This is a genomic window from Corynebacterium nasicanis, from assembly GCF_042658165.1.
Taxonomy (GTDB): Bacteria; Actinomycetota; Actinomycetes; order Mycobacteriales; family Mycobacteriaceae; genus Corynebacterium; species Corynebacterium nasicanis.
Window position 1 is genome coordinate 191955 of sequence record NZ_JBHSQE010000009.1, and the last position, 20897, is coordinate 212851.

Annotated in this window: 25 protein-coding genes; 7 read left to right on the forward strand and 18 right to left on the reverse strand. The window is 65.3% G+C overall.

The genetic code is table 11. The annotated features are described in order from the left end of the window. Positions 1 to 35: 35 nt before the first annotated feature. From ACFPUZ_RS09560 to ACFPUZ_RS09600, 9 genes are all read right to left on the reverse strand, one after another. On the reverse strand, positions 36 to 527 hold the full coding sequence (locus ACFPUZ_RS09560) for a DUF4411 family protein (RefSeq protein WP_377001690.1): 492 nt from the start codon (positions 525 to 527) through the stop codon (positions 36 to 38). Continuing rightward, the gene (locus ACFPUZ_RS09565; protein WP_377001691.1) at positions 528 to 1676 is read right to left on the reverse strand and encodes an ImmA/IrrE family metallo-endopeptidase; all 1149 of its coding nucleotides are present in this window, start codon (positions 1674 to 1676) and stop codon (positions 528 to 530) included. 100 nt (positions 1677 to 1776) lie between these two features. After that, positions 1777 to 1974 carry a DUF2283 domain-containing protein gene (locus ACFPUZ_RS09570; protein ID WP_377001692.1) on the reverse strand — a complete coding sequence of 66 codons (198 nt, stop codon included), beginning with the start codon at positions 1972 to 1974 and terminating at the stop codon, positions 1777 to 1779. Continuing rightward, entirely contained in the window at positions 1962 to 2744 is a 783-nt protein-coding gene (locus ACFPUZ_RS09575; RefSeq protein WP_377001693.1) for a hypothetical protein, read from the reverse strand. Before ACFPUZ_RS09575 ends, ACFPUZ_RS09570 begins: the two co-directional genes overlap by 13 nt. A 102-nt stretch (positions 2745 to 2846) precedes the next feature. After that, on the reverse strand, positions 2847 to 2969 hold the full coding sequence (locus ACFPUZ_RS09580) for a hypothetical protein (protein WP_377001694.1): 123 nt from the start codon (positions 2967 to 2969) through the stop codon (positions 2847 to 2849). A 452-nt stretch (positions 2970 to 3421) separates the two neighbouring features. After that, on the reverse strand, positions 3422 to 4333 hold the full coding sequence (locus ACFPUZ_RS09585) for a restriction endonuclease (protein WP_377001695.1): 912 nt from the start codon (positions 4331 to 4333) through the stop codon (positions 3422 to 3424). After that, the gene (locus ACFPUZ_RS09590) at positions 4333 to 5505 is read right to left on the reverse strand and encodes a restriction endonuclease subunit S (RefSeq protein ID WP_377001696.1); all 1173 of its coding nucleotides are present in this window, start codon (positions 5503 to 5505) and stop codon (positions 4333 to 4335) included. The genes ACFPUZ_RS09585 and ACFPUZ_RS09590 overlap by 1 nt, the downstream gene beginning before the upstream one ends. Continuing rightward, the gene (locus ACFPUZ_RS09595; RefSeq protein ID WP_377001697.1) at positions 5505 to 7073 is read right to left on the reverse strand and encodes a type I restriction-modification system subunit M; all 1569 of its coding nucleotides are present in this window, start codon (positions 7071 to 7073) and stop codon (positions 5505 to 5507) included. Before ACFPUZ_RS09595 ends, ACFPUZ_RS09590 begins: the two co-directional genes overlap by 1 nt. 58 nt (positions 7074 to 7131) lie before the next feature. After that, positions 7132 to 7989 carry a type II toxin-antitoxin system HicA family toxin gene (locus tag ACFPUZ_RS09600; protein ID WP_377001698.1) on the reverse strand — a complete coding sequence of 286 codons (858 nt, stop codon included), beginning with the start codon at positions 7987 to 7989 and terminating at the stop codon, positions 7132 to 7134. 242 nt (positions 7990 to 8231) lie between these two features. Here ACFPUZ_RS09600 and ACFPUZ_RS09605 point away from each other — a divergent pair, with 242 nt between their 5' ends. After that, a complete protein-coding gene (locus ACFPUZ_RS09605) occupies positions 8232 to 8789 on the forward strand; it encodes an NADPH-dependent FMN reductase (protein WP_377001699.1) in 558 nt (185 codons plus the stop codon). 186 nt (positions 8790 to 8975) lie between these two features. Here ACFPUZ_RS09605 and ACFPUZ_RS09610 read toward each other — a convergent pair whose 3' ends face one another. After that, the gene (locus tag ACFPUZ_RS09610; protein ID WP_377001700.1) at positions 8976 to 9986 is read right to left on the reverse strand and encodes an App1 family protein; all 1011 of its coding nucleotides are present in this window, start codon (positions 9984 to 9986) and stop codon (positions 8976 to 8978) included. Between the two features lie 40 nt (positions 9987 to 10026). Between ACFPUZ_RS09610 and ACFPUZ_RS09615 the strand changes: the two genes are divergently transcribed. Together ACFPUZ_RS09615 and ACFPUZ_RS09620 are read left to right on the forward strand one after the other, a co-directional pair. Then, complete coding sequence (locus ACFPUZ_RS09615) at positions 10027 to 10692, forward strand: DUF1801 domain-containing protein (protein WP_377001701.1); 666 nt, start codon at positions 10027 to 10029, stop codon at positions 10690 to 10692. A gap of 10 nt (positions 10693 to 10702) precedes the next feature. After that, on the forward strand, positions 10703 to 11233 hold the full coding sequence (locus ACFPUZ_RS09620) for a hypothetical protein (RefSeq protein ID WP_377001702.1): 531 nt from the start codon (positions 10703 to 10705) through the stop codon (positions 11231 to 11233). On the opposite strand, the gene ACFPUZ_RS09625 is transcribed toward ACFPUZ_RS09620, so the two are convergent. Further along, positions 11230 to 11736 (reverse strand): GNAT family N-acetyltransferase, encoded by a 507-nt coding sequence (locus ACFPUZ_RS09625; protein ID WP_377001703.1) that lies wholly within the window; start codon positions 11734 to 11736, stop codon positions 11230 to 11232. The two genes, ACFPUZ_RS09620 and ACFPUZ_RS09625, sit on opposite strands and share 4 nt — an antisense overlap. Positions 11737 to 12207: 471 nt before the next feature. Then, entirely contained in the window at positions 12208 to 12759 is a 552-nt protein-coding gene (locus ACFPUZ_RS09630) for a DNA-3-methyladenine glycosylase (protein WP_377001704.1), read from the reverse strand. Positions 12760 to 12792: 33 nt separating this feature from the next. Here ACFPUZ_RS09630 and ACFPUZ_RS09635 point away from each other — a divergent pair, with 33 nt between their 5' ends. Both ACFPUZ_RS09635 and ACFPUZ_RS09640 read left to right on the forward strand, forming a co-directional pair. Continuing rightward, entirely contained in the window at positions 12793 to 13371 is a 579-nt protein-coding gene (locus tag ACFPUZ_RS09635; protein ID WP_377001705.1) for an HAD family hydrolase, read from the forward strand. Beyond that, a complete protein-coding gene (locus tag ACFPUZ_RS09640) occupies positions 13368 to 13886 on the forward strand; it encodes a gamma carbonic anhydrase family protein (RefSeq protein ID WP_377001706.1) in 519 nt (172 codons plus the stop codon). Before ACFPUZ_RS09635 ends, ACFPUZ_RS09640 begins: the two co-directional genes overlap by 4 nt. Here ACFPUZ_RS09640 and ACFPUZ_RS09645 read toward each other — a convergent pair. Together ACFPUZ_RS09645 and arsB are read right to left on the reverse strand one after the other, a co-directional pair. Then, a complete protein-coding gene (locus ACFPUZ_RS09645) occupies positions 13876 to 14271 on the reverse strand; it encodes an arsenate-mycothiol transferase ArsC (RefSeq protein ID WP_303377407.1) in 396 nt (131 codons plus the stop codon). The genes ACFPUZ_RS09640 and ACFPUZ_RS09645 overlap by 11 nt on opposite strands. Further along, entirely contained in the window at positions 14268 to 15329 is a 1062-nt protein-coding gene (gene arsB / locus ACFPUZ_RS09650; protein WP_303377406.1) for an ACR3 family arsenite efflux transporter, read from the reverse strand. The genes ACFPUZ_RS09645 and arsB overlap by 4 nt, the downstream gene beginning before the upstream one ends. Before the next feature lie 51 nt (positions 15330 to 15380). On the opposite strand from arsB, the gene ACFPUZ_RS09655 reads away from it, so the two are divergent. Both ACFPUZ_RS09655 and ACFPUZ_RS09660 read left to right on the forward strand, forming a co-directional pair. After that, complete coding sequence (locus ACFPUZ_RS09655) at positions 15381 to 15695, forward strand: ArsR/SmtB family transcription factor (RefSeq protein ID WP_377001707.1); 315 nt, start codon at positions 15381 to 15383, stop codon at positions 15693 to 15695. A gap of 1 nt (position 15696) precedes the next feature. Then, positions 15697 to 16653 (forward strand): FAD-dependent oxidoreductase, encoded by a 957-nt coding sequence (locus ACFPUZ_RS09660; RefSeq protein ID WP_303377404.1) that lies wholly within the window; start codon positions 15697 to 15699, stop codon positions 16651 to 16653. Here ACFPUZ_RS09660 and panC read toward each other — a convergent pair. The 4 genes from panC to ACFPUZ_RS09680 all read right to left on the reverse strand — a co-directional run bounded on the left by panC (position 16616) and on the right by ACFPUZ_RS09680 (position 20829). Then, the gene (gene panC / locus ACFPUZ_RS09665; protein WP_377001708.1) at positions 16616 to 17467 is read right to left on the reverse strand and encodes a pantoate--beta-alanine ligase; all 852 of its coding nucleotides are present in this window, start codon (positions 17465 to 17467) and stop codon (positions 16616 to 16618) included. The two genes, ACFPUZ_RS09660 and panC, sit on opposite strands and share 38 nt — an antisense overlap. Next, positions 17464 to 18273 (reverse strand): 3-methyl-2-oxobutanoate hydroxymethyltransferase, encoded by an 810-nt coding sequence (panB, locus tag ACFPUZ_RS09670; protein ID WP_377001709.1) that lies wholly within the window; start codon positions 18271 to 18273, stop codon positions 17464 to 17466. The genes panC and panB overlap by 4 nt, the downstream gene beginning before the upstream one ends. A gap of 124 nt (positions 18274 to 18397) precedes the next feature. Further along, positions 18398 to 19465, reverse strand: coding sequence for an ROK family protein (locus ACFPUZ_RS09675; protein WP_377001710.1), 1068 nt, complete (start codon positions 19463 to 19465; stop codon positions 18398 to 18400). A 50-nt stretch (positions 19466 to 19515) separates the two neighbouring features. Then, complete coding sequence (locus ACFPUZ_RS09680) at positions 19516 to 20829, reverse strand: MFS transporter (protein ID WP_377001711.1); 1314 nt, start codon at positions 20827 to 20829, stop codon at positions 19516 to 19518. Between the last annotated feature and the right edge of the window lie 68 nt (positions 20830 to 20897).

A 20897-nucleotide genomic window follows, 5' to 3' on the forward strand; every position in this document is an offset into this window, starting at 1 on the left:
GGTGAATCATATCCGGGAGGGTGGACATGGGCCGGTTAACTGAAGCGGAGTCCGAGTTCGCGGTACATGGTGAAGCCATCGCAGTAGGCAACGCCCAGTGCGTTGCAGACATCAGGAATGAGGACTCTATTCTTGGCCTGGGGAGCGGATTTCTCAAATGTGACAATTCGTAGTCCCCTAGTTTGAGCCATAGCGATGAGCGATGAATCCGCGGCTGCGAAGAACTGGGTTATGGCTGCAGAGCTGTAAGGGCGTTGCCTATCACTGACCCATTCAAATATCTCCTGGTAGCTCGAAGCTGCCTCCACAAGAGGCTCCAACCAAAACTCGTCCGGCAACCTGTGTGACCAGGATCGAAGGAAATCCTTCGGATCTCCTTTGTTGAGTTCGTCCTTCACCTGGCTGATGGACGCGACAGCTCCCTTCTCAGCTTGCTCGATCATCCATTCCCAGTAGAACGGGGCCAGATCAGGTGCATAGTATGTGCGACTGGCGTTGATGAGGAGGTTGGAGTCGATGAGGTACATTTACGCCGCCCTGTCACCGGTGACGTAGCGTTCCAGTGTGTGACGCCCGAGGCTGCTCAGACGCATCGCCTCCACGAAGGGTGTGCGGCCCGCTGCCGTGTCTCGGAACAGGTGGGTGCCGAAGCGGCGGCCGATGCGATAGGGCTGGTTGCGGTGGAAGTCTCCACCCTTCGACTGGCCGGTAACCAGGGCCGCCAGGCGGCGCTGTTCGCGGATGTACAGCTCGCCGAGGAACTGGGTGTCCAAAACGGAAAGTTCACGAAGGCGGATGATCACCACCAGAGTGGAGCACCCGTACCTGCGGGCCAAGCGTTGGACGTCCTGCTCTGCGGTGGTGGTGCCGACATCCTGAAGTCGGAGATCAGCCGCCGGGACCAGGAACTCCGCTGCTACTCGATTGCACCACTTTTCCACATCGTTGGAGGCGTGGCCCGTGATCTCTTCAGCGCTCACCCCGGTGTCCCCGCGCCAAACGTGTGCGAACTCGTGGGCGAGGGAGAAGACCTGCCCGTTCTTGGTGTCGGCGCCGTTGACAAACACGAGAGGGCTGCTGTCGCTGTTCAGCGTGAACCCGCGGAACTCGTCCGGGTCCAAGGGTCGGCTCGTGTTGTTCTCCACCACCCCGTTGACCACTACTAGTCCTCCGAGATCCTCAAAGGCGGAGATTAGGTACACGCGGGCATCAGCTCCGGTGCGAACTGCCTGGCGGTCGGAAACCTCATAATCCAACTCTTTGCGCAGGCGCGCGGCTGCAGCCTCAATGGAGATGCCTGGTTCAAACCTCTGCCCCTGGAACCCAGGGATACCGAATTCCTCGGCGTAGTCCTCGAACCATCCCTGACGAAGTTGGCAGAGATGAATCGTGTCAATGAGCTCGGGGGAGGGTTGCGCGGAGGGACCCCCGCGACCAATCCGGAAGTCTGCGATGGGGAGGGAGATGGTGGGCGGAGCCCCGAGAAGCATCAGGGGCGCCGGGGTCCGCGTCCATGCCGCAAACTCCTTGAACTGCTTGACCGTGGGGTGTTGTTCGCTGCTCAACCAGCTTCGTAGTTGCGGAAAAGACTTGTCGGCGGCATCGTATCCGCGTCCGGACCGGTCGATTGCCCAGCGCAGCATTTCCGGCGCTACCGGGACTCGAGCGTAGGCCATCACGTCCTCCTCTCCGCTTTTGGGTGTTGAGCTGTTTCGTCTGCTTCTCAATGTACTTAGACTGCGATTCGTAGCGAAAGGTTCCGCAGTCTTTTCTTCCTCAGCCCCTGGGGAAGTCGAGAAGCTCAATGCCGACGACACGGTCCTCGCTGTCCAGATCCACGAGGCAAGATGATGTCACTTTCACGGTCCGTGTGACCCCGGCGCCGCTCAACGTGATGTAGCTTGCGTTCACGCTGTCGTCGACGGTGACTGAGAACTTTCTGGCGACTTCGTTTTCGCTGTTCACCGGTCCCACACACCTGACGTGCCGACCATCATCGCAGCACCGTCAATGACGGAGCCCACCTGCACGGTGCCGACATCCAGAGGCAGGCACACCTCGAGAGGCGGCATTCCTGGGAAAATGGATCCCCTAGCAACGTAGAACTGCGCACCCGACAGCACGTTGGTGCGTATCTCCACCGCTTCAACCTCCACGACCAGCTGGCTGTAGGGCGCAATCTCGGCTGCATCGCCGCCACCGAAGTACTCGAATACCCACGGGCACACGAGGTAGCCAGGCTCACCGAACATGCTCACCGGGCCGTCCGGGGAGTCGGCGGTGGAGGGTGTCCACGACTCGTTCCCGCGCCAAGATTCTACATCCGGAAAGACATTCACACCGACCGCCAACGCGGTGACGGAGACGTCATCGAGCCCAAGCATGGGGCCTTCACCTTGGCTGTCGAGCTCCGGATAGAGGAAAGGATCATCCATCTCCACGGTGAGCCGAGTGAGGGTTTCATCGTCCGGGGTGGCGAGGTCCACCAGCGCCACCCTCTCGTTGATCATGCCGATGCCCGCCGTCCACCGTGAATGCTGAGCCAAGAAGGATGTACTGGTCGACCACTCTCCGTTGCGGTAGTAGCGCTGCAGGCGCGCACCACTCGGATCGGTATAGGGGCTGATGAACTCCCAACCACCGACATCCTGAGCACCTCTGTCTTCCTTGTCCAGCGATGCTTGCATCAGATCTTCCCAAGTGGGGAAGTCGAACCCCACTGCGTGCAGATCGGAGGAGATCATATTGGTGCCTTTCTGGAGTGGTTGGTTACTCCTCATCATGGCGCAGCAAGAGGACATAGGGGCCCGATGCCGCGTAAACGTGTTCGAAGTGTTGTCTCCGAGTCACACCTCGAAGAAGTCCTCATCCACCTCCACGACCGCGATCGTGCGTTTGACCTGCACTCCCACGCCGAAATGGATCATCAGCTGTGCCAGCCGCGCGCCGTAGATGAGGACGACTCGCACATTGAGGTTCTCTGCGTAGCTGTCGGTGCCACTGCTGAAAAGGCCTGACGTATGGTGTGCCGGGGGATCTCCCTATGTCGCTAAAACTCTGACCAGCTCTTGTGACGATGGTATGGTTCATCCAAAGGTTCCACCCTGCTGATAAGAGCCCCTGGGCTCTCCGGTTCGCCGGTAGGCAGGGTGGTCGTCGTCAGGTTTGGACTCATCCAGACGCGGGTATGTCCTCTCTGAAACGAGTCGAAATGCGGCCAGCGCTCCCGCTCGTGCAAGATGCACGATACTTGCAGGTTGCCGCGCTCGAAGTTGCGGTATCGGAGCCACGAGAAGTAGCTGGCGATTTTATCGTTTAGATCCCGACTCACGGGATGGAATAAGGCCCGGGCGGGGTTCGCATCTTCCCTAGCCGTGGCTTGAGGAGCTTGAGGAACGCGTCTTGTTCTCCTCATCTGAGATCACACCTCGAAAAAGTCCTCATCCACCTCCACGACCGCGACCGTGCGTTTGACCTGCACTCCCACACCGAAACGGATCATTAACTGTGCCAGCCGTGCACCGTCGATGAGTACGACTCGCACATTGAGGTTCTCTGCGTAGCCGACGGCGCCATTGCTGAACTGACCGGTCGTGATGAACACACCTTGATGAGCCTGCTCCCCGTGCAGTGCACCCACGAACGCCTGAATGTCCGGTCGACCCACGACTCGGTCGAGCGCGTAGCGTTTGGCCTGGACGTAGATGCGGCTGAGCCCGAGCGCATCCTGGTCAATGACACCGTCGATCCCGCCGTCATTGCTCAGCTGCGTCCGCGTCGCCTTGCCCTTCGTGCCGCCGTAACCCATCGCAATGAGCAGATCCAGCACCGCCTGCTCGAAGAACTCCGGGTCATTCGCATGCAGTCGATCGAGCAGATCCGCGGCAACTGTCTCGTGCAGGCGCTCCACGCCAGCTTCAATCTGTTCGGTAGGCGTCAGTTCTTCCTGCTTCTCGATGTCCGCCTCCTCCCTCTCCTCACTCTTTCGCAGGGCCGGGGGTTGGATGCCGTGGGCCTCGGCGAAGCGGTTCAGATCCTTCTTTAACACGCCACCTGGGTGCTCAGCGTGCAGCTTTCTGCCGAGTTCATTGATCACGTAGTGGGCTCGTTTCGGCCGGTCGAGGCAGTCGGCCTTGTGTAGATCGTTGATCGCCCAATCGATGCGATTGATGTAACGCGGTTGTCCCGAGCGAATCAGATCCCCGCGTTCTTCGTCCGTTACGCCGGTCTTTATTGCAACCCGCTCCACGATTTCACGCCGTACGAGAACGGAACCCTCCTGAAGAACCTGCAGGACCGGGGACAAATACTGATCCCACGTGAGAATGGCCATTACAGGGCTCCTTGGAAGGCGCGGGTTTGGAGGGAGTAATTCAGCTCCGCCAGCAACTTCCTGCGCAATTCGAGAGTTGAATGCTGGCGTTTGATGATTTGAATGGAGTCGTCGAAAGCTTGCTGAACAGACATGGAAGGCAGCGGAAACTTGAGAGTCCGGAGCTTTGCCTGTGAGATATTCGACATACTCTTGGCCGAGCCGCTGGCCAAAGCACGCACATTGTCGCGGAAGTGGTCGGACATCATCACAGCCTGGAAAAATGACGAAACCAAGCGGGTCTCATCGAGGGCCAGTCGGAACACAAGATCAGGGAAAAGAAGGCGTGGGCGGATAGCATCGACGATGCAGACAGCTCCCACAAGCTCAGGGGTGTTCTTCCTTGTCATCAAGATGTCACCTGATTTGACTTCTCTGCGGGGAGCATCGTGCGGGGGGTCAACCAGAAGCTTGTTCTCGGAGGCAAGAAAGTTCCCGGATGTTACGGCACTGAGCTTGAGAACACCCCATTCATCCTCAGGTGCAGGGAAAGCTTCGCATCGCGGGCTCTTGCCGCTTTCAATGCCAGTCAAGAGTTCACCGAGAGGAGTTGGAGTGACCGCATGTGCCCGGATTGTCTCCTCGGCAATGCGACTGGAGAGTCCCCTCATCTTTCCAATACTCCGAAGAACCGCCTGCTGTGCCAGAGAAGACCGGTCCAGAATCCCCGCGATCCGTCGCTGCTCGTCAAGCGGGGGGAGGGGGACAGTGAGTTCAAGGAGTTGAGCTGCAGAAATTCTGGGAAGGTTGATCCCTGTAGTTCGTGTGGATGTGTAGTCCAGAACTTGTGGGGTCAGCAGGTAAGCGTAAAGGTAGTGCCGGTCGATCATTTTGCTGGGGCGGATAGTCAGTATGTCCGTGGTGCAGGCTCCAGAAAGGCCAGGAAGGGCGACTTTCTGGAGATTGGGGCGTAATCGACCGAAGAGGATATCCTCCTCGCCGAAAACTCGTTTCGCTGATTTTATATTCGACGTCAAGGCGGTCGGATAGCTTTTTATCCCGCCGCCCTTTTCTAGGTCCTCCAGACCCAAGTAGATGGTGTCGCCTTCGATGGCTTCGGGCTGAATGAGGCGGGAACGAATCTCGGTTACATCCCCCAACCTCACCATCGGCCACCCGTGCTTCGCAGTCACTACTTCCCACCCCGCAGCATCTGCTCCAGCTCATCCAGCCCAGCGGCAATCTCGGCGTCGAGAGCGTGGATATCGGCGAGGATGTCCAGGGGGTCACGAGTCTCGGTAGCTTCGAAGACGATCTCCTTGTAGCGGTTCATGGACAGGTCGTAGTCGGCGTCGCGGATCTCGGCGATGGGGACGGTGAAGGACTGGTCGGTGCGCGCACGCTCGCGCTCGGCACCGGTGCGCTGCGTCCAGCGCGCGAGCACATCAGGGAGGTTGTTGCGCTCCAGCTGCTCGGGGGTGAGGTCGATGGGGTTGGGACGGTCGTCGACAAGTTCGGGGTTGGGCTCGCGCTCGAGGGGGACGGGGCCGAGGAGGTGGGCGTCGAGAAGCGGCGTGCGCTTGTCGTCGAGGGAGTAACCATCGGCACGCACGTCGTAGAACCACACGTCCTCCGTACCGCCGCTCTCGGTCTTGGTGAAACACAGGATCGCGGTGGATACACCGGAGTAGGGCTTGAAGGTGCCGGAGGGCAGCTTGATCACGGCGTCGAGACGCTGTTCTTCGATGAGGTGCTTGCGCAGCGCCTTGTGCGCGCGGGTGGAACCGAAAAGCACGCCTTCGGGGACAATGACGGCGGCGCGGCCACCGGGGCGCAGCAGATTGAGGAAGCGCTGGACAAAAAGCAGCTCCGTCTTCTTGGAGGTGAACATTTCCGAGAGCTTCGGATCCAAGGCCCCTTCATCGATGGAGCCGGCGAAAGGCGGGTTGGCCAGGATGACGTCGTAGGTGCCTTCGTGGCCGGCGGGTAGCTGCTGTAGGGAATCCTGGTACGAGATGTTTGGTTCCGTGAAACCGTGCATGTACATGTTCATCGCGGCGATGCGCACCATGGTGGAATCGAAGTCAAAACCCGTGAGGGCATTGTGCTCAAAGTGCTGGCGAGTGTCGGCGCGCAAAAGGTCATCGCCATGTTGGTGCTTCATCCATTCCGCTGCACCCACCAGGAAACCAGCGGTACCGCAGGCGGGATCGATGAGCCGCTCCGTGGGCTTGGGCCCCAGGAGGTTGACCATCAGGTCGATGACGTGGCTGACGGTACGGAACTGGCCGTTCGTTCCCGAGGCGGCGAGCTTGGAGAGCATGTACTCGTACAGATCACCGGCCATGTCCTTGTTGGGGAACTTCAGCTGATCGATGAGTTCCATCACCTTCAGCAGCGTGCCCGAGTTGTCGATACCGAAGGTGGCGTTGCGCATATGTTGAGCGAACCGGTTACTGCCCAGGCCTTCGCGGAGGAAAGGGAAGACCTGGTTGTTGATGCGGTCGCGGCGTTGCGCGCCATCCGGAATCTGAATGAGCTCACGCCACCGCAGGTGCTGGCTGTCCGCCGGGATCACATCCTCGACGCCCTCCACCCCGAGGGAACGCTGTAGTTCCACGGTGGCTTGACGCTCATCGAGCTGCTTGAGAAACAGCAGGTAGGTGAACTGTTCGATGACGGTAATGGGATTAGAGATACCGCCAGACCAGAACGCATCCCAGATGCGGTCAACCTGATTGCGGAGTGGGCCAGTGATCATGAGAATTGACCTTATCGGTGGAAGGTAGGAGAGGGAATTAGACGCGCGCCCTGCACAGTCACTGCTGGGGAGAACGCAGATCGATGCCGAACTCGTGCCGGATATCGCGCAGATTGTTGTGGATCCAGCGGCGGTCGGATGGGCTACTGGGCATGGTGACCGACCGGGATGGGTAATCAGGGTGGGTGATCTTCGTGTGCTTTCGCCCCTGTGTCACCTGGAAGCCCCGCGCCCGAAGTCGCCGGATGAGATCCCCACGTGTGGTGGGGACAGGGAGCCGGGGATCGTGCTTCGTTCCGGGAACTCGAGAACCGCGACGCTGTTTCTGTGAGCGGGAGGCCCCCGGCGGACCAGGTGCCGCTGGGGAGGCAGCGCGATAGCCGATGTACTTGACGAACGTGAACTCTGGGTCCGTGAAGATCTCCAGGTCCGGCAAGAGGAATCGGTGATCACCGCCGGGGGTGTCATGGTGGGCCACGTTGTCGAGTTGCGCGTGGATGTCGGGCCAAGACAGACTTTCAGAATGGAGGAAGCGACGCGCCCCGGGGCCGATCCTGACATCAGCGGGGAGGACGGTCACCGTGCCTCCCAACTGCCGCTGAAGCAGCAGTTTCACGGCATCGAGTTCCTCGACCGCCAAGGGAGCATCGGCGGAAGCTGATGAAGGGGGACTGGCGGGAGAATCCTCGAGTTCACCCGGCTCACACCGTCCGGGTTTCTCTCTTTGGCGGATGAGGTCACGCAACCACCACAACACAGCCAGCAGGCTCAGTGTGAGGCAGGTCAGCAACCCGAGGAGAACCGCGGCGGCCGGCGAAGGGAGGAACCGGGAGGTGGCCACAGCGAGCGTGAGAAGGGTGAGCACGGCCAGCCGGAAGTTGCCGGAGAGGATGCCGTGGAGGGGGTGCGGATCCATGAACGCAGCATGCCTTGTCATCCGGACATGAATGTCGGGATAGGGAACGGGCGTGCGGTAACTTGCTGGTTTTCACTGCGGGCAACGTGGGCGCGGATCCGTTTGGGATGTTGATCCTGCCGTGCCGAGATCCGCACCGGCATGCCTCCCCGGAACTCTGTACCGTAGGCCCCAGCAGCGCCTGTGGTGACAAGGCTGCGGGCGCTGGTCCACTGAGGTACACCAACGTATAAGGAACAGCCATGACCCGTATCGCCGTCATCGTCGGCAGCACCCGCCCGAACCGTAACGCCCCGGCCGTCGCTAAGTGGGTGTACGAGAATGCGCGCAACCGTGCGGATGCCGAGTACGAGCTCGTCGACATCGCCGACTTCAACCTCCCGCTTCTCGACGAGCCCATGCCCCCCGCCATGGGCCAGTACGAAAACGAGCACACCAAGGTCTGGGCGGAGAAGATCGGTTCCTTCGACGGCTACATCTTCGTCACCCCCGAGTACAACCACTCCGTGCCCGGCGCTCTGAAGAACGCCGTCGACTATCTCTACGCCGAGTGGAACAACAAGGCCATCGGCTTCGTCTCCTACGGCTCCGCCGGCGGCACCCGCGCCGTTGAGGCGTGGCGCCTCATCGCCGCTGAGCTGCAGATGGCCGATGTCCGCGCGCAGGTGTTCCTCTCCTTCGGCCACGACTTCGCGTCCATGACCGAGTTCGCCCCCACCGAGGGCTCGACCGGGGCTCTCCAGTCCGTCTACGGCCAGGTGGAGGCCTGGGCGAAGGCGCTGCAGAGCGTGCGGGGTTAAAAGCGCGACTGACCAGAGCCCCTTATCCTTTCCTCGCCGTGGTGCGGGCGAATGGATAAGGGGCTCAACGTTCCTCTCGGGCTGACCCGCGTGCGGACGTACCCCGATGTGCCTACCCCGGCGACAAAAGTCCAGGTCGGAATCTCTCGGTGAGCACAAACGGGTACGTCGCAACAGCCCCGGCATCTACTCCAGGAACGGATCCTGCCGGTACTCCGCGAGCAGCTCGTGCCCGTCCTCGCCGAGGATGGTGCGCACGCCGTAGAGCTCCTCGCGGCGGGCCTGGGCGAGGGGAGCGGCGGTGCCGTGGGACAGCACGTGCTCCTGGGGGCTGAGCTGGCGGATGGCCATGCCGGCGACGCGGTCGGGGTGCTCAAAGATGAAGTCGCCGTAGGTGAGCGGGTCGTGCTGGCCGTCGTCGCCGACGAGGATCCAGCGGATCTCGGGGTATTCGATGATGAGGTTGCGCAGCTGCACCTTCTTGTGTTCGACACCGTTGCGGAACAGTCCGGTGGGGGTGGGTCCCCAGTCGGTGAGCAGCAGGGGACCCTGGGGGAAGCCATGGCGGGCGAGGAAGTCCACGAGGGTGCCGAAGGTGTTCCACGCCCCGGTGGAGAGGTAGAAGACGGGGGTGTCGGGGTGGTCACGGAGCAGCTCGGCGTAGAACTCGGCCATGCCCTCCACGGGCTGGCGGGTGTTGGTCTTCTTCACCCACGAATTCCACGCGGCGAGCATGGCGCGCGGCAGCCAGGTCACCAGGACCGTGTCGTCGATGTCGGAGATGAGGCCGTACTTCGCGTTCTTATCGACAACGTGCACCTGCGCCGTGACCGGTTCCGCCCCCGCGGCCTCGATGGTCGCCTCGTGCCAGCCCGGCACGAGGCCGTGATCGTGCACGAGGACGTCGAGGTAGCCCTGGTCGTTGGTGTGGGACTCGATGGTCTGTGCGCCGAAGCGCACGGTGACGGGCACGTCATCGAGTGAGTAGGTGATGAACTGGCGCCACCCGCGCTGGACCTCGGTGGCCGGCGGCTCCGGATCCTGCAGGGTGAGGCGTCCGAGGACATGCACCCGCTTCTCGCTGCCGTAGCCGTAGAAGCCGGTGATGGTCGGTCGCCAGCCCTTCGCTTCTTTTCGACGCACTCCGACGTCGTTGATCTTGCCTTCAATTGTGCGCGCAATATCTGCGATTCCCATGCGCTGAATCGTACGTGAAATTGCACCTAGAATTGCGGCCATGAGCACTTCTTTCGACCAGATCCCCGGTGTCGGTCGTCCCGCCCGCGACGCCCTCACGGTGGCCGGCCACCCGGACCTCGAGTCACTCGACGGCGTCGAATGGGCGGACATGCTGGCGCTGCACGGTGTCGGCAAGCGGGGCCTGGAACGCCTGCAGGCCGCCCTCCAGGAACGCGGACTGAGCATGAGCAACGCCCCCGAGCGGGAGGAACGAACGGCCGAATGGACGCGCGGGAACACCGGCACCAACGCCCCGGATCTCAAGACCGCGGAGACCAGCCAGTCCCCGGCCGACTTTCTTGACTCCCTCGAGCCGCGGCGCCGGGAACACGGGAATATACTTCTGGAGCTCTTCACCCGCGCTACCGGCGAGCAGCCGGTGATGTGGGGGCCGAGCATGATCGGTTACGGGCAGACCCATTATCGCTACGCCACCGGGCGTGAGGGGGACACCTTCCACGTCGGCTTCAGCCCGCGGAAGGCGAAGATCTCCCTCTACGGGCTGCAGGGCCTGCCGCGCACGGAGGAACTCCTCGCCCGTCTGGGTAAGCACCAGACGGCGGTGTCGTGTGTGTACGTGAACAAGCCGGAGGACATCGACCTGGAAGTTCTCGAGGAGCTGGTCCGGCACGCCTGGGAGACGGAGCCGGGCGGCTGCGCCTAGCCTGGGTCTCATGACCACCACCTTCCTCAACGTCACCAGCCTCGCCCTCCTCCGCGAACTCATCGGCGCGCACCTGCGCGCCTACGGGACTGACATCGAGCTGGACGACGGCATCGGTGCCTTTGGTGCCTGGCTGGACACCGATCGCGGCACGGTCGAGCTGGAATTTGTCGAGCAGGTGGTGGAGTTCGCGGAGGGGGAGCGCGTCGAGTCCGTCCTCGAGGCCCGCGCGGGGATGGCAGACGGTGACCCGCACGAGCTGCCCGGCACCATCATCGGGATCACGCGGATTCAGGACAAGGTCGCGCTGATCAACAAGCTCAGCGGCGAGCAGGAATGGGAGTGGTGGCGCGATTCCGGCATCCGCGTCCACCTGGACACCGGGGCGGAGCTGGTCCTGCACTGCAAGTCACCGGTGACCATCGAGGTGGCGATGCTGAGCGGCACCAACGTCGCGCTGCCGCGGCCCCCGCGCGATTTCCAGGAAGGGGAGAAGCGCCGCTACGACTACGAGCGCCGCGAACTCACACTCGAGCTCTAACCGAGGAACGCCGCGTGGTACTTCACGGTGCCCGTCGGCACCGTGTCGCCGACGAGGGGCCGGGCGCGGAAATACTGGGGGTCGATGAGCGGAATGCCCAGGTCGGGGGCCTCGACAAACTCGAAACGCTCGAGGAAGGCGGGGTCGCCCACGGACACCGCACCGGCGGCACCCATCTCCCGCAGTTCATCGAGGGCGCGCTGCATGAGCAGGGAACCGATGCCCTCGCCCTGGCGCTCCGGGGCGACGCTGATCGGTCCGATGTGGAACCAGTTCTGCGTGCCGTCGCTCATACCCACGGCGGCCGCCGCGATGTGCCCCACCAGGGACGCTCCCTTGACCGCCATGAAAGAAAAGGTCAGGGCGTCAGTGTCGCGGAGCCGCTCCACAATCTCCGCCTCACGCTGCCGGGAGTAGGGCTTGTCCTCGAAGGCGCGCGAGGTGAGTTTCCGGATCGCCGGAATGTCGGCCTCGGCCTCGCGGCGGATGGTGAAGCTGTTCATGTCCCCAGCATACGACCTTCAGTTCCGCATATCCGGGTGGGGAAGCCCCAGGAGTGCCCTGCCTGCGGTGGACAGGACGAATTTGAGGGGTCGGCGGGAGGTCGGGGCAATTAACCCCAAACTCTCGAGGTCCTTCAAGTAGTGGCGTGTCTGTTGGGGGGAGAGTTCCAGGTACTCGGCGGCCTCAGCCACCTTCGTTCCCGACGACGAACCGAACAAGTCCACCTGCCCGAAGAGGTAGAGAATTTTGAGCGAATGTTCGGGTTCGACAGTGGCTTCCCGGCGAAGGCGCTCGATCTCCGGTCAGCTGCGCCCTCGGCGTGGAAGACCTTCTTTATTTGCCGGTGAGCCATGCGGTTCCCTTCCATGGTGGATTCGTGTGGTGAGTCAAGGAGTACCTGCCTCCACCGCATCCTTAATCATGGAAAACCCGATACTCCAAAAATAAGCATCCGGTCAGCGGGTGCCAATTTATGCTCCCCGCGGCCTCCCGCGCCGGGCGGAGACGGTGGGGTGACCGGGGATCCAGAAGCGCAGCGGAGCGTCAGTATTTCGCGATATACCGATCCGCGGCCCCACCGCCCACTCCGGTGCCTCCGCGGGGAGCTCCAGCTGCACCTCACAGCCGTTGTCCTCGAGGGACAGCCCCAGGGTGCGGCCCAGGTTGCCGGGGCCGGAGGCGAGACGGGCGAAGGGGACGTCACCGCGGCGTCGATAAGCGAGGTCCTGACCTGCGACGACCTCCCCGGCCCGCAGCAGACACCCCTGTCCCGTGCCCTCCGGGGCGCAGACTAAATTGCCCGCCAGGTGGATGCCGTAGGAGAGGTAGACGTAGAGCCGGCCCGGCGGGCCGAACATCGCGGCATTGCGCGGGGTCATGCCACGGTACGTGTGGGCGGCGGCGTCCTCCGCGCCGAGATAGGCCTCGACCTCGGTGAGCCGCACCGACACGCCCCGATGGCTGAGCACACAGCCGAGAAGCTGCGGGGCGACGACGTCGGCGGGACGGGTGAAGTCGATCATGGCGCCCCAGTGTATTTACGTACAGTGGGGGGTATGAAAGCTGTGCTGTTCGATCTCTTCGGGGTGCTGCTCAAGGAGCGCGACGACGCGGGCCGACGGCGCGTCGAACGGGCCGTCGGCGGCGACGCGGCCATCTGGCCCATCTACGAGGACCTGCGGCCCGCCTATGATTCCGGCGACGTCAGCGACGAGCGCTTCTGGCGCCAGCTGCAGGTCCGCGCCGGGCTGGAGCCCTTCGACATCAGCGAAGCCGTCGCCGCCGACTGGGAATCCTCCATGGAGGAGGACCCCGAGATGGTCGAGCTGGCGCTCTCGCTTATCGACGCCCGCGTCCGTACCGGCGTCCTCTCCAACCTCCCCGCCGGCCTGGCGAAACGCGCCCGCGCCGAACACGCGTGGTTGGGGAGCCTCGATGCGGTGACGATGTCCTGCGATATCGGCCTCATCAAGCCGGATCCGCGGGCCTTCGCCGTCGCGCTCGACGCCATGGGGGTGGCGGCGAAGGACGTACTCTTCGTCGACGCGGACCCCGCCAATGTCGCGGTCGCCGCCGAGTTGGGTATGCCGGCCGTGCGTTTTGACGGCATTGAATCAGTCAAGGAGGCACTGTGATCATCGAGTTCGAGGGCAAGGCTCCCCGGATCCACCCTTCGGCGTGGATCGCGCCGACGGCCGTCATCATCGGCGACGTCGAGATCGGGCCGGACAGCTCCGTGTTCTACGGCTGCGTCCTCCGCGGCGACGTCAACACCATCCGCATCGGCGCCCGTACCAACATCCAGGACAACTCGGTGCTGCACGTCGACCGGGACGCCCCCTGCACCCTCGGCGATGACGTCACCGTCGGGCACATGGCCCTCGTGCACGGCACGACCGTGGGGGACGGGACGCTCATCGGCATGAAGTCGGCGCTGCTTTCGCGCTCGGTCATCGGCTCGGGTGCACTCATCGCCGCCGGTGCCGTGGTGCTCGAGGGCTTCGAGGTCCCCGATCGCACGCTCGCGGCCGGCGTGCCGGCGAAGATCCGCCGGGAACTGGAGCCGGAGCAGTACGAGGGCTTCATCCCGCACGCCGGCCGCTATGTCGACCTGTCGAAGCGGCACGCGGCGTTGGACGCTACTCGGTGACGAGTGACTGCACGCGGGCGTCGATGTCGTCACGCACGAGGCGCATGCGTTCCATGCCGGTGATCCCGCGCTCGGAGGGCTCGTCGGTGACCCAGCGCTCGAGCCCTCCGGTGGCGTCCTCAGGGAGTTCCAGCTGGGCGTCGGCTCCGAGGATGATGACGTGGTCGACGCGGCGCAGCAGGTCCTCGTCGACAGCCTTCGGGGTGCCGCCGGACATGTCGGCGCCGATCTCGGCGATGGCCGCGACGGACTCGGCGTTGAGCCTCGACCCCGGTTTCGTGCCAGCGGAGTGGATCTCCCAGCCGGGGGCGTGCTTCTCCGCCAAGGCGGCGGCCATCTGGGACTTGCCGCCGTTGCCGACGCAGATGAACAGGACAGAACTCATGAGTGCACCAGTTCCTTCTCGGAGGGGAGTGAGGGGTCGCCGGGGTAGAGGCGCGGCCCCAACCACAGCATGAAGTAGACGAGGCCGACGAGCACAGGGACCTCGATGAGGGGGCCGATCGTGCCGGCCAGGGCCTGCGGGGAGGTGGCGCCGAAGGTGCCGACACTCACCGCGATCGCCAGCTCGAAGTTGTTGCCCGCCGCGGTGAAGGCGACGGCCGCCGACCTCTCGTAGTTGAGGCCGACGATCTTCGTGGCCGCCACGGAGATGAGGAACATGCCCACGAAGTAGCCGAGCAGAGGAATCGCCAGGCGGGCGACGGTCCACGGCTGGCTGGTGATCTTCTCGCCCTGCAGGGAGAACAGTAGGACGATGGTGTACAGCAGTCCGATGAGCGCCAGCGGGGAGATCCTCGGGATGAACACGGTGTTGTACCACTCGCGCCCCTGGAGGCGTTCGCCGAACATGCGGGAGGCCGCGCCGGCGGCCAGGGGGATGCCGAGGAAGACCAGTACGGAGATGACGATGGACCAGAAGGAGAACTCCGCGGCGGTGGTGGGCAGGCCCAGCCAGGTGGGCAGGATCTGCAGGTAGAACCATCCGAGGACACCGAACATGAGGATCTGGAACACCGAGTTCACGGCGACGAGCACGGCGGTGGCCTCGCGGTCACCGCAGGCCAGGTCATTCCAGATCAGCACCATGGCGATGCAGCGGGCCAGGCCGACGATGATGAGGCCGGTGCGCAGCTCGGGCTGGTCGGGCAGGAAGATCCAGGCCAGCGCGAACATGAAGGCGGGGCCGACCAGCCAGTTGAGCAGCAGAGAGGTGATCATCAGAGGGCGGTCGGCGGTGATGCCGGCGGCCTTGTCGTAGCGCACCTTCGCCAGGGGCGGGTACATCATTACGAGGAGTCCGAGGGCGATGGGCAGGGAGATCTGGCCGATCTCCAGGGAGCTGAGGATCTCGGCGATGCCGGGGACGGTCCGGCCGATGATGAGGCCGGCGGCCATGGCCAGCAGAATCCAGGCGGGGAGCCAGCGATCAAGGAAAGACATGGGAACCTCTCGTATTGATGGTTGTCAATGTGATCGTACTATGCTGGAGGCATGGATGACTGCTGCGCGCTCAACTCCGGCCCTCTCTCCGACGACGAGGCCGCCCACTACGCGAAGCTGTTCTCCTGCGTCGCCGAACCGGCCCGCCTGCGGATCCTCTCCGAGATCGCCGGCTGCGGCTGCGACCCCGTCACTGTCAATGAACTCGCCGAGCGCATCGGCCTCAGTCAGCCGACCATCTCGCACCACCTTAAGAAGCTCACCGAGTGCGGACTCATCAACCGCGAGCAGCAGGGTCGCACCGCCACCCACACCGTCGTTCCCGAGGCCTTCGCGGAACTGCGCGGCGTCCTCCAGTTGGACTGACGTGCACGAAGTTATCATCGTCGGCGCTGGGCAGGCGGGCCTCGCCACGGCGTACTACCTCCGCCGGCAGGGCATCACCCCGCTGCTTATCGACGCCCACCCCACCCCCGGTGCCGCCTGGCACCACGCGTGGCCGTCGATGACCCTGTTCAGCACCGCGGAGTTCTCTAACCTCCCCGGCATGCCGATGCCCGCCTACGACGGCTTCCCACCGGCCAGCCACGTCATCGACTACCTCGCCGCCTACGAGATACGCTACGACCTGCAGGTCGAACGGCCCGTCACGGTGGAGAAGGTCACCCACGACGGCGCCGCCTTCACCCTCCACGCCAGGGAACGGCAGTGGCGGGCCCGCCAGATGGTGGCGGCCACCGGCACGTGGTCCGCGCCCTTCGTGCCCGCCTACCCGGGCACGTTCGACGGTGAGCAGTGGCACTCGGCGAACTACCCGGGGCCGGAACGGTTCGTCGACAAGCAGGTCGCGGTGGTGGGCGCGGCGAACTCCGCGGCGCAGATCGCCGCGGAACTCAGTGAGGTTGCCGACGTCACCTGGTACACGCGCGCGGAGCCGCGGTGGATGCCCGACGACGTCGACGGGCGCGTGCTCTTCCGGCGCAACCGCCTGCGCGCCCTCGCGATCCTGCGCGGTGAGGACGACCCCGGGGCGGACTCGGACCTCGGCGACATCGTCGTCCTGCCCGCCGTGAAGGCGGCCCGCGATGCCGGTCGTCTGCCCACGACCCCGCAGTTCCGCAGCCTCGACGAGCTCACCGCCGAGCACCTCATCTGGTGCACCGGCTTCCGGCCCGCGCTGCGCCCCTTCCGCGGGGTGCTCGACCGGGGCCTGCCGCTGCACCTGGTCGGCTACGGCGACTGGCTGGGCCCCGGCTCAGCGACCCTCGCCGGCGTCGGCCCCTACGCTAAGCGCGTGGCGGCAGCAGTCGCACATTATCGATGAGGCGCGTCCCACCGACGTGGATCGCGGCGACCACCAGGGCGCCGTCGCCGACCTCGGTGACCGGCAGCAGCGTGGCGGCGTCGACGACCTCGAGGTGGTCGAGCTCCACGCCTTCGGCACCGCGCAGCGCGGCGCGGGCACCCTCGACATCGAGCGGCTCACCCGCGGCGGCGCGTTCCCGCAGCGCCGCCAGGGTGCGCGGCAGCACGAGCGCCTGCTCCCGGGCCTCGGAACTCAGGTGCTGGTTGCGGGAGGATTCCGCCAGCCCGTCGGCGCCGCGGATGATGGGCACGGGGCGGATCCGCAGGTCGACGTTGAGGTCGGCCACCATGCGCTGGATGATCGCCAGCTGCTGGGCATCCTTCTCCCCGAAGTAGGCCCGGTCGGGGCGAACCAGGTGGAAGAGCTTGGCCACCACCGTGGTCACGCCGTCGAAATGCCCCGGGCGGGAGGCTCCCTCGAGGCGCTCGCCCATCTCGCCGGAACGCACCCACACCTGCGGCAGCCCACCGGGGTACATCTCCTCGACCGTGGGGGCGAAGACGACGTCGACACCGAGGGACTCCAGGAAGGCGACGTCGGCGTCGAGGTCGCGCGGGTAGTGGCGGTAGTCGTCGCAGTCGCCGAGATCGCTGAACTGCAGCGGGTTGACGAAGATGCTCACCACCACCGATCCGTTCTCCTCGGCGGCCAGGGACACCAGGCGGCCGTGGCCGGAGTGGAGGGCACCCATCGTGGGCACCAGGCCCACGGAGCCCTCCAAGTCCGCCACGGCGGACCGCAGCTGCGCGACCGTCCGCGCGACGACGGTCACTTCTCGTCCCCGAAGGACTCGGCGGCGTTGGGGAAGTCGCCGGACTCGACGTCGGCGAGGTAGGCGCGGGCGGCGTCGAGAAGCACGGAGCCCACGTCGGCGTACTTCCGCGCGAAACGCGGCGTGCGGCCGCGGGTGAGGCCGAAGGCGTCGGTCCACACGAGGACCTGGCCGTCGGTGCCCGGGCCGGCGCCGATGCCGATGGTCGGGATCTCCAGCTCGCGAGAGATTTCGCCTGCGATGCCCGCCGGGACCATCTCGAGGACGACGGCGAAGGCGCCCGCCTCCTGCACGGCGAGGGCGTCCGCGCGCAGCTGGGCCGCCGCCGCACCGCGCCCCTGGACGACGTGGCCGCCGAGGGCGTGCTCGGACTGCGGGGTGTAGCCGATGTGGGCCATGACGGGGATGCCGGCGTCGACGAGGGTGCGGATCGTCGGGGCGATCTCCACCCCACCCTCGATCTTGACGGCGGCGACGCCGGTGGACTTCATGAAACGCACGGCGGTCTCCAGGGCCTGGGCGGGGGAGACCTCGTAGGAGCCGAAGGGTAGATCGGTGACCACGAAGGCGCGGGAGGTGGCGCGGGCGACGGCGGTGGCCATGCTCATCATCTCCTCCACGGTGATCGACAGGGTCGAGTCCTGGCCGAGGATGACGTTCGCGGCGGAATCGCCGACGAGGAGCAGGTCGATGCCGGCCTCGTCGAAGATGGCCGCGGTGGGGGCATCGTAGGCGGTGAGGCAGGAGATCTTGCGCCCCTCGGCCTTGGCCTGGGCGAAGTGGCGGGTACGCATCCGGGAAACCATGGCTTCAGAGTATAGGGAGCGTGGTGGCGGCCGTTCTCACGTACCCCGCTGCCTGCGGGGCCGGAGATTCACCTGGGGAAATGCCGCGGGCGAGGAAAGATCGGGGTACGCGAGAACGCGGGGCCTACACGCCCTGGCTGGCGGCCAGCACCTGCAGCGGTTCCCGCAGCAGCGGGTCGAGGGCGACGGCGCGCGCGATGGCGCGGACCACCTCGCGGTGGGTGGGGATGAGGCGCAGCTGGATGTGCGGGGCCCGCTGCCGCACGGTGGCGGCGAAGAGTTTGGGCGCGGCGGGATCGTCGATGAAGGCGGAACCGGCCACGACGACCGTGGTGGGGGAGTGGTGTTCGGCCAGGTCGGCGGTGAGGTTGCCCAGGTCGCGGGCGCGGGCGTCGAGGATGTCGCGGGCCTCCGGGGAGGTGGCGGCCGCGGCGAGGGTGGGCCAGCGCCCGTCGAGGACGGCGGCGGTGGTGAGCTCGCGCGCCCCGGGAGGCAGGTCGAGCTGGCTGACACCCAGGTCGTCGGCGACGGCGGCGCCGATGGAGTCGTCGGCGAACAGGGCCATGGTGTCCCGGCGGTCGGGGCCGGTGGGCAGGTCGGAGGACTGGATCTCGGACCCGAGGATGGCGGGCACCGCGGCGGAGACGACGACCGGCACGGAGAACTGGTAGCGCAGGCGTCCGGCGACGTCGACGCCGTGCCAGCCGAGGTTGGGGGCGTCGACGATGCCCTCGTCGCTCACCCGGCCGGAGGTGGTCACCCCGACTGAGGCCAGGGGGCGCTCGAGACCCGCGGTGAGGCGGTTGAGGCCGGCCATGACGTGCTCGATGAAGTCGGATTCGCTCAGCTCGGCGACGGGGGTGGGCACGTCGGCGTCGCGGACGGTTCGCCCGCGGGAGTCGAAGAGGCCGATATACGTGGTGGACGTACCGACGGCGATGCCCGCGTGGAGGGCCGCGTGGCTGGTCAGCTCGAGCGGGATGGTCGGCCGGCCGCGTCCCTGGGAGCGGGTGAGGTCGGTGCGCTCGTGGAGCAGGCCGGCGCCGATGAGGGCGTTGACGGCGCGGGTGATGGTCGGCTGGGAGAGTCCGGTGGCCTCGACGAGTTCGCCCCGGGTGACTATCTGGTGCAGCCGCGCGAGGTGGAGGCACTTCGCCGCCGGGGTGCGCGGGCGGGAGAAAACGGTGGCCATAGCGGCATCGTACCCACTTTCAGACTATTCTGTCTAATTTAGTGGACCGATCAGTCTGCGGGTGTGTCGACATCCACGGTGCGGGGGCCGGGCCGGAGGTAGGTGGTGAACGACGGCACGAACACCGCGCACAGCAGCGTGCCCACCACCACGAGCACGCCGCCGAGCAGCGTCGCCAGGCCCACCCCCAGTGGCGCGGCCGCCCATCCGTGCAGCACATCCGCCAGGCGCGGGCCGCCCACCACGACGACGATGTACACGCCCTGGATCCGTCCCTGCACATGTTCCGCCGCCGACTGCTGCAGGATCGCCGTGCGCAGCGCCGCGGAGAACATGTCCGCCGCCCCGCCGAGCACGAGCATGAGGATGACCATCCACGCCCACATCGTCACCGCGCCGGGACTGAGCATGACGGCGCCACCCGCGATGATCACCGCCACGCCCCACGCGACGATGCACACGATGACGGCCAGGCCCTGGCGGACCACCCGCGACACCCATCCCGAGAGCAGGCCGCCGAGGACCGCGCCCGCCGCCATCGAGGAGTAGAGCAGGGCCAGCATGAGGCCGCCCCCGCCGTCCCCGCCGCCCCCGCCGCCCTCGCCGAAGCTCACCGCGGCGATCTCCGGGTAGAGGGCGCGCGGCATGCCGAAGGTCATGGCGATGAGGTCGAGAAGCATGGCCACGAGCAGGATCGGCTGCGTCCACAGGTAGGCCAGGCCGTCGATCACCGAGCGGAAGCCCGCCTTCTGCGCTGCCCCGCTCGGCGGCAGCGAGGGGAGGGCGAGCACCGCGCCGAGCGTGGGGATGAGCAGCGCGGCGTCGAGGGCGTAGAGCCAGGAGAAGCCGATGAGCGGGATGAGGGCGCCGGCGACGAGGGGGCCGACGATCGCGCCGAACTGCATGAGCATCATGTTGAGACTCGATCCGGCGGGCAGTTGCTCCAGCGGCAGGATCGAGCGGAACACGGCCGTGCGTGTCGGCTGGTTGACGGCGAAGAACGCCTGCTGCAGCGAGAACACCGCCAGCAGCCACCACACGTTGGTGTTGCCGGACACGCTCAGACCCCAGAAGCCGAGGGCGGTGAGGATCATGCCCACCGTCGAGGCCACGAGCACGGTCCGCTTGTCGAAGCCGTCCGCGATCGAGCCGCCGTAGAGCCCGAAGATCACCAGCGGCACGAGGCCGAAGAGTCCGGTGAGGCCGACGTATGCGGAGGAGCCCGTGATCGCGTAGATCTGCACCGGCACCGCCACCACGGTGAGTTGGGCGCCGATGGTGGTGGCGATGTTGGCGGTCCAGAGGCGTCGATAAGCGGGCACCTGGAGGGGGCGGGTGTCGGCGAAAATATCGCGGAAGCTCATGGCCGGCTCACCGTTCTCGCAGCGCAGGGCAGTGGTTCATGGCTGAGATACTACGATTCTTCAGGGGT

What these genes read in the sequence shown, in the direction of transcription:
- ACFPUZ_RS09560 (WP_377001690.1), bottom strand. Translation starts at nt 527, where the DNA reads ATGTACCTCATCGACTCCAACCTCCTCATCAACGCCAGTCGCACATAC.
- ACFPUZ_RS09565 (WP_377001691.1), bottom strand. Translation starts at nt 1,676, where the DNA reads ATGGCCTACGCTCGAGTCCCGGTAGCGCCGGAAATGCTGCGCTGGGCA.
- ACFPUZ_RS09575 (WP_377001693.1), bottom strand. Translation starts at nt 2,744, where the DNA reads ATGATCTCCTCCGATCTGCACGCAGTGGGGTTCGACTTCCCCACTTGG.
- ACFPUZ_RS09585 (WP_377001695.1), bottom strand. Translation starts at nt 4,333, where the DNA reads ATGGCCATTCTCACGTGGGATCAGTATTTGTCCCCGGTCCTGCAGGTT.
- ACFPUZ_RS09595 (WP_377001697.1), bottom strand. Translation starts at nt 7,073, where the DNA reads ATGATCACTGGCCCACTCCGCAATCAGGTTGACCGCATCTGGGATGCG.
- ACFPUZ_RS09600 (WP_377001698.1), bottom strand. Translation starts at nt 7,989, where the DNA reads ATGGATCCGCACCCCCTCCACGGCATCCTCTCCGGCAACTTCCGGCTG.
- ACFPUZ_RS09605 (WP_377001699.1), top strand. Translation starts at nt 8,232, where the DNA reads ATGACCCGTATCGCCGTCATCGTCGGCAGCACCCGCCCGAACCGTAAC.
- ACFPUZ_RS09610 (WP_377001700.1), bottom strand. Translation starts at nt 9,986, where the DNA reads ATGGGAATCGCAGATATTGCGCGCACAATTGAAGGCAAGATCAACGAC.
- ACFPUZ_RS09615 (WP_377001701.1), top strand. Translation starts at nt 10,027, where the DNA reads ATGAGCACTTCTTTCGACCAGATCCCCGGTGTCGGTCGTCCCGCCCGC.
- ACFPUZ_RS09620 (WP_377001702.1), top strand. Translation starts at nt 10,703, where the DNA reads ATGACCACCACCTTCCTCAACGTCACCAGCCTCGCCCTCCTCCGCGAA.
- ACFPUZ_RS09625 (WP_377001703.1), bottom strand. Translation starts at nt 11,736, where the DNA reads ATGAACAGCTTCACCATCCGCCGCGAGGCCGAGGCCGACATTCCGGCG.
- ACFPUZ_RS09630 (WP_377001704.1), bottom strand. Translation starts at nt 12,759, where the DNA reads ATGATCGACTTCACCCGTCCCGCCGACGTCGTCGCCCCGCAGCTTCTC.
- ACFPUZ_RS09635 (WP_377001705.1), top strand. Translation starts at nt 12,793, where the DNA reads ATGAAAGCTGTGCTGTTCGATCTCTTCGGGGTGCTGCTCAAGGAGCGC.
- ACFPUZ_RS09645 (WP_303377407.1), bottom strand. Translation starts at nt 14,271, where the DNA reads ATGAGTTCTGTCCTGTTCATCTGCGTCGGCAACGGCGGCAAGTCCCAG.
- arsB (WP_303377406.1), bottom strand. Translation starts at nt 15,329, where the DNA reads ATGTCTTTCCTTGATCGCTGGCTCCCCGCCTGGATTCTGCTGGCCATG.
- ACFPUZ_RS09655 (WP_377001707.1), top strand. Translation starts at nt 15,381, where the DNA reads ATGGATGACTGCTGCGCGCTCAACTCCGGCCCTCTCTCCGACGACGAG.
- panB (WP_377001709.1), bottom strand. Translation starts at nt 18,273, where the DNA reads ATGGTTTCCCGGATGCGTACCCGCCACTTCGCCCAGGCCAAGGCCGAG.
- ACFPUZ_RS09675 (WP_377001710.1), bottom strand. Translation starts at nt 19,465, where the DNA reads ATGGCCACCGTTTTCTCCCGCCCGCGCACCCCGGCGGCGAAGTGCCTC.
- ACFPUZ_RS09680 (WP_377001711.1), bottom strand. Translation starts at nt 20,829, where the DNA reads ATGAGCTTCCGCGATATTTTCGCCGACACCCGCCCCCTCCAGGTGCCC.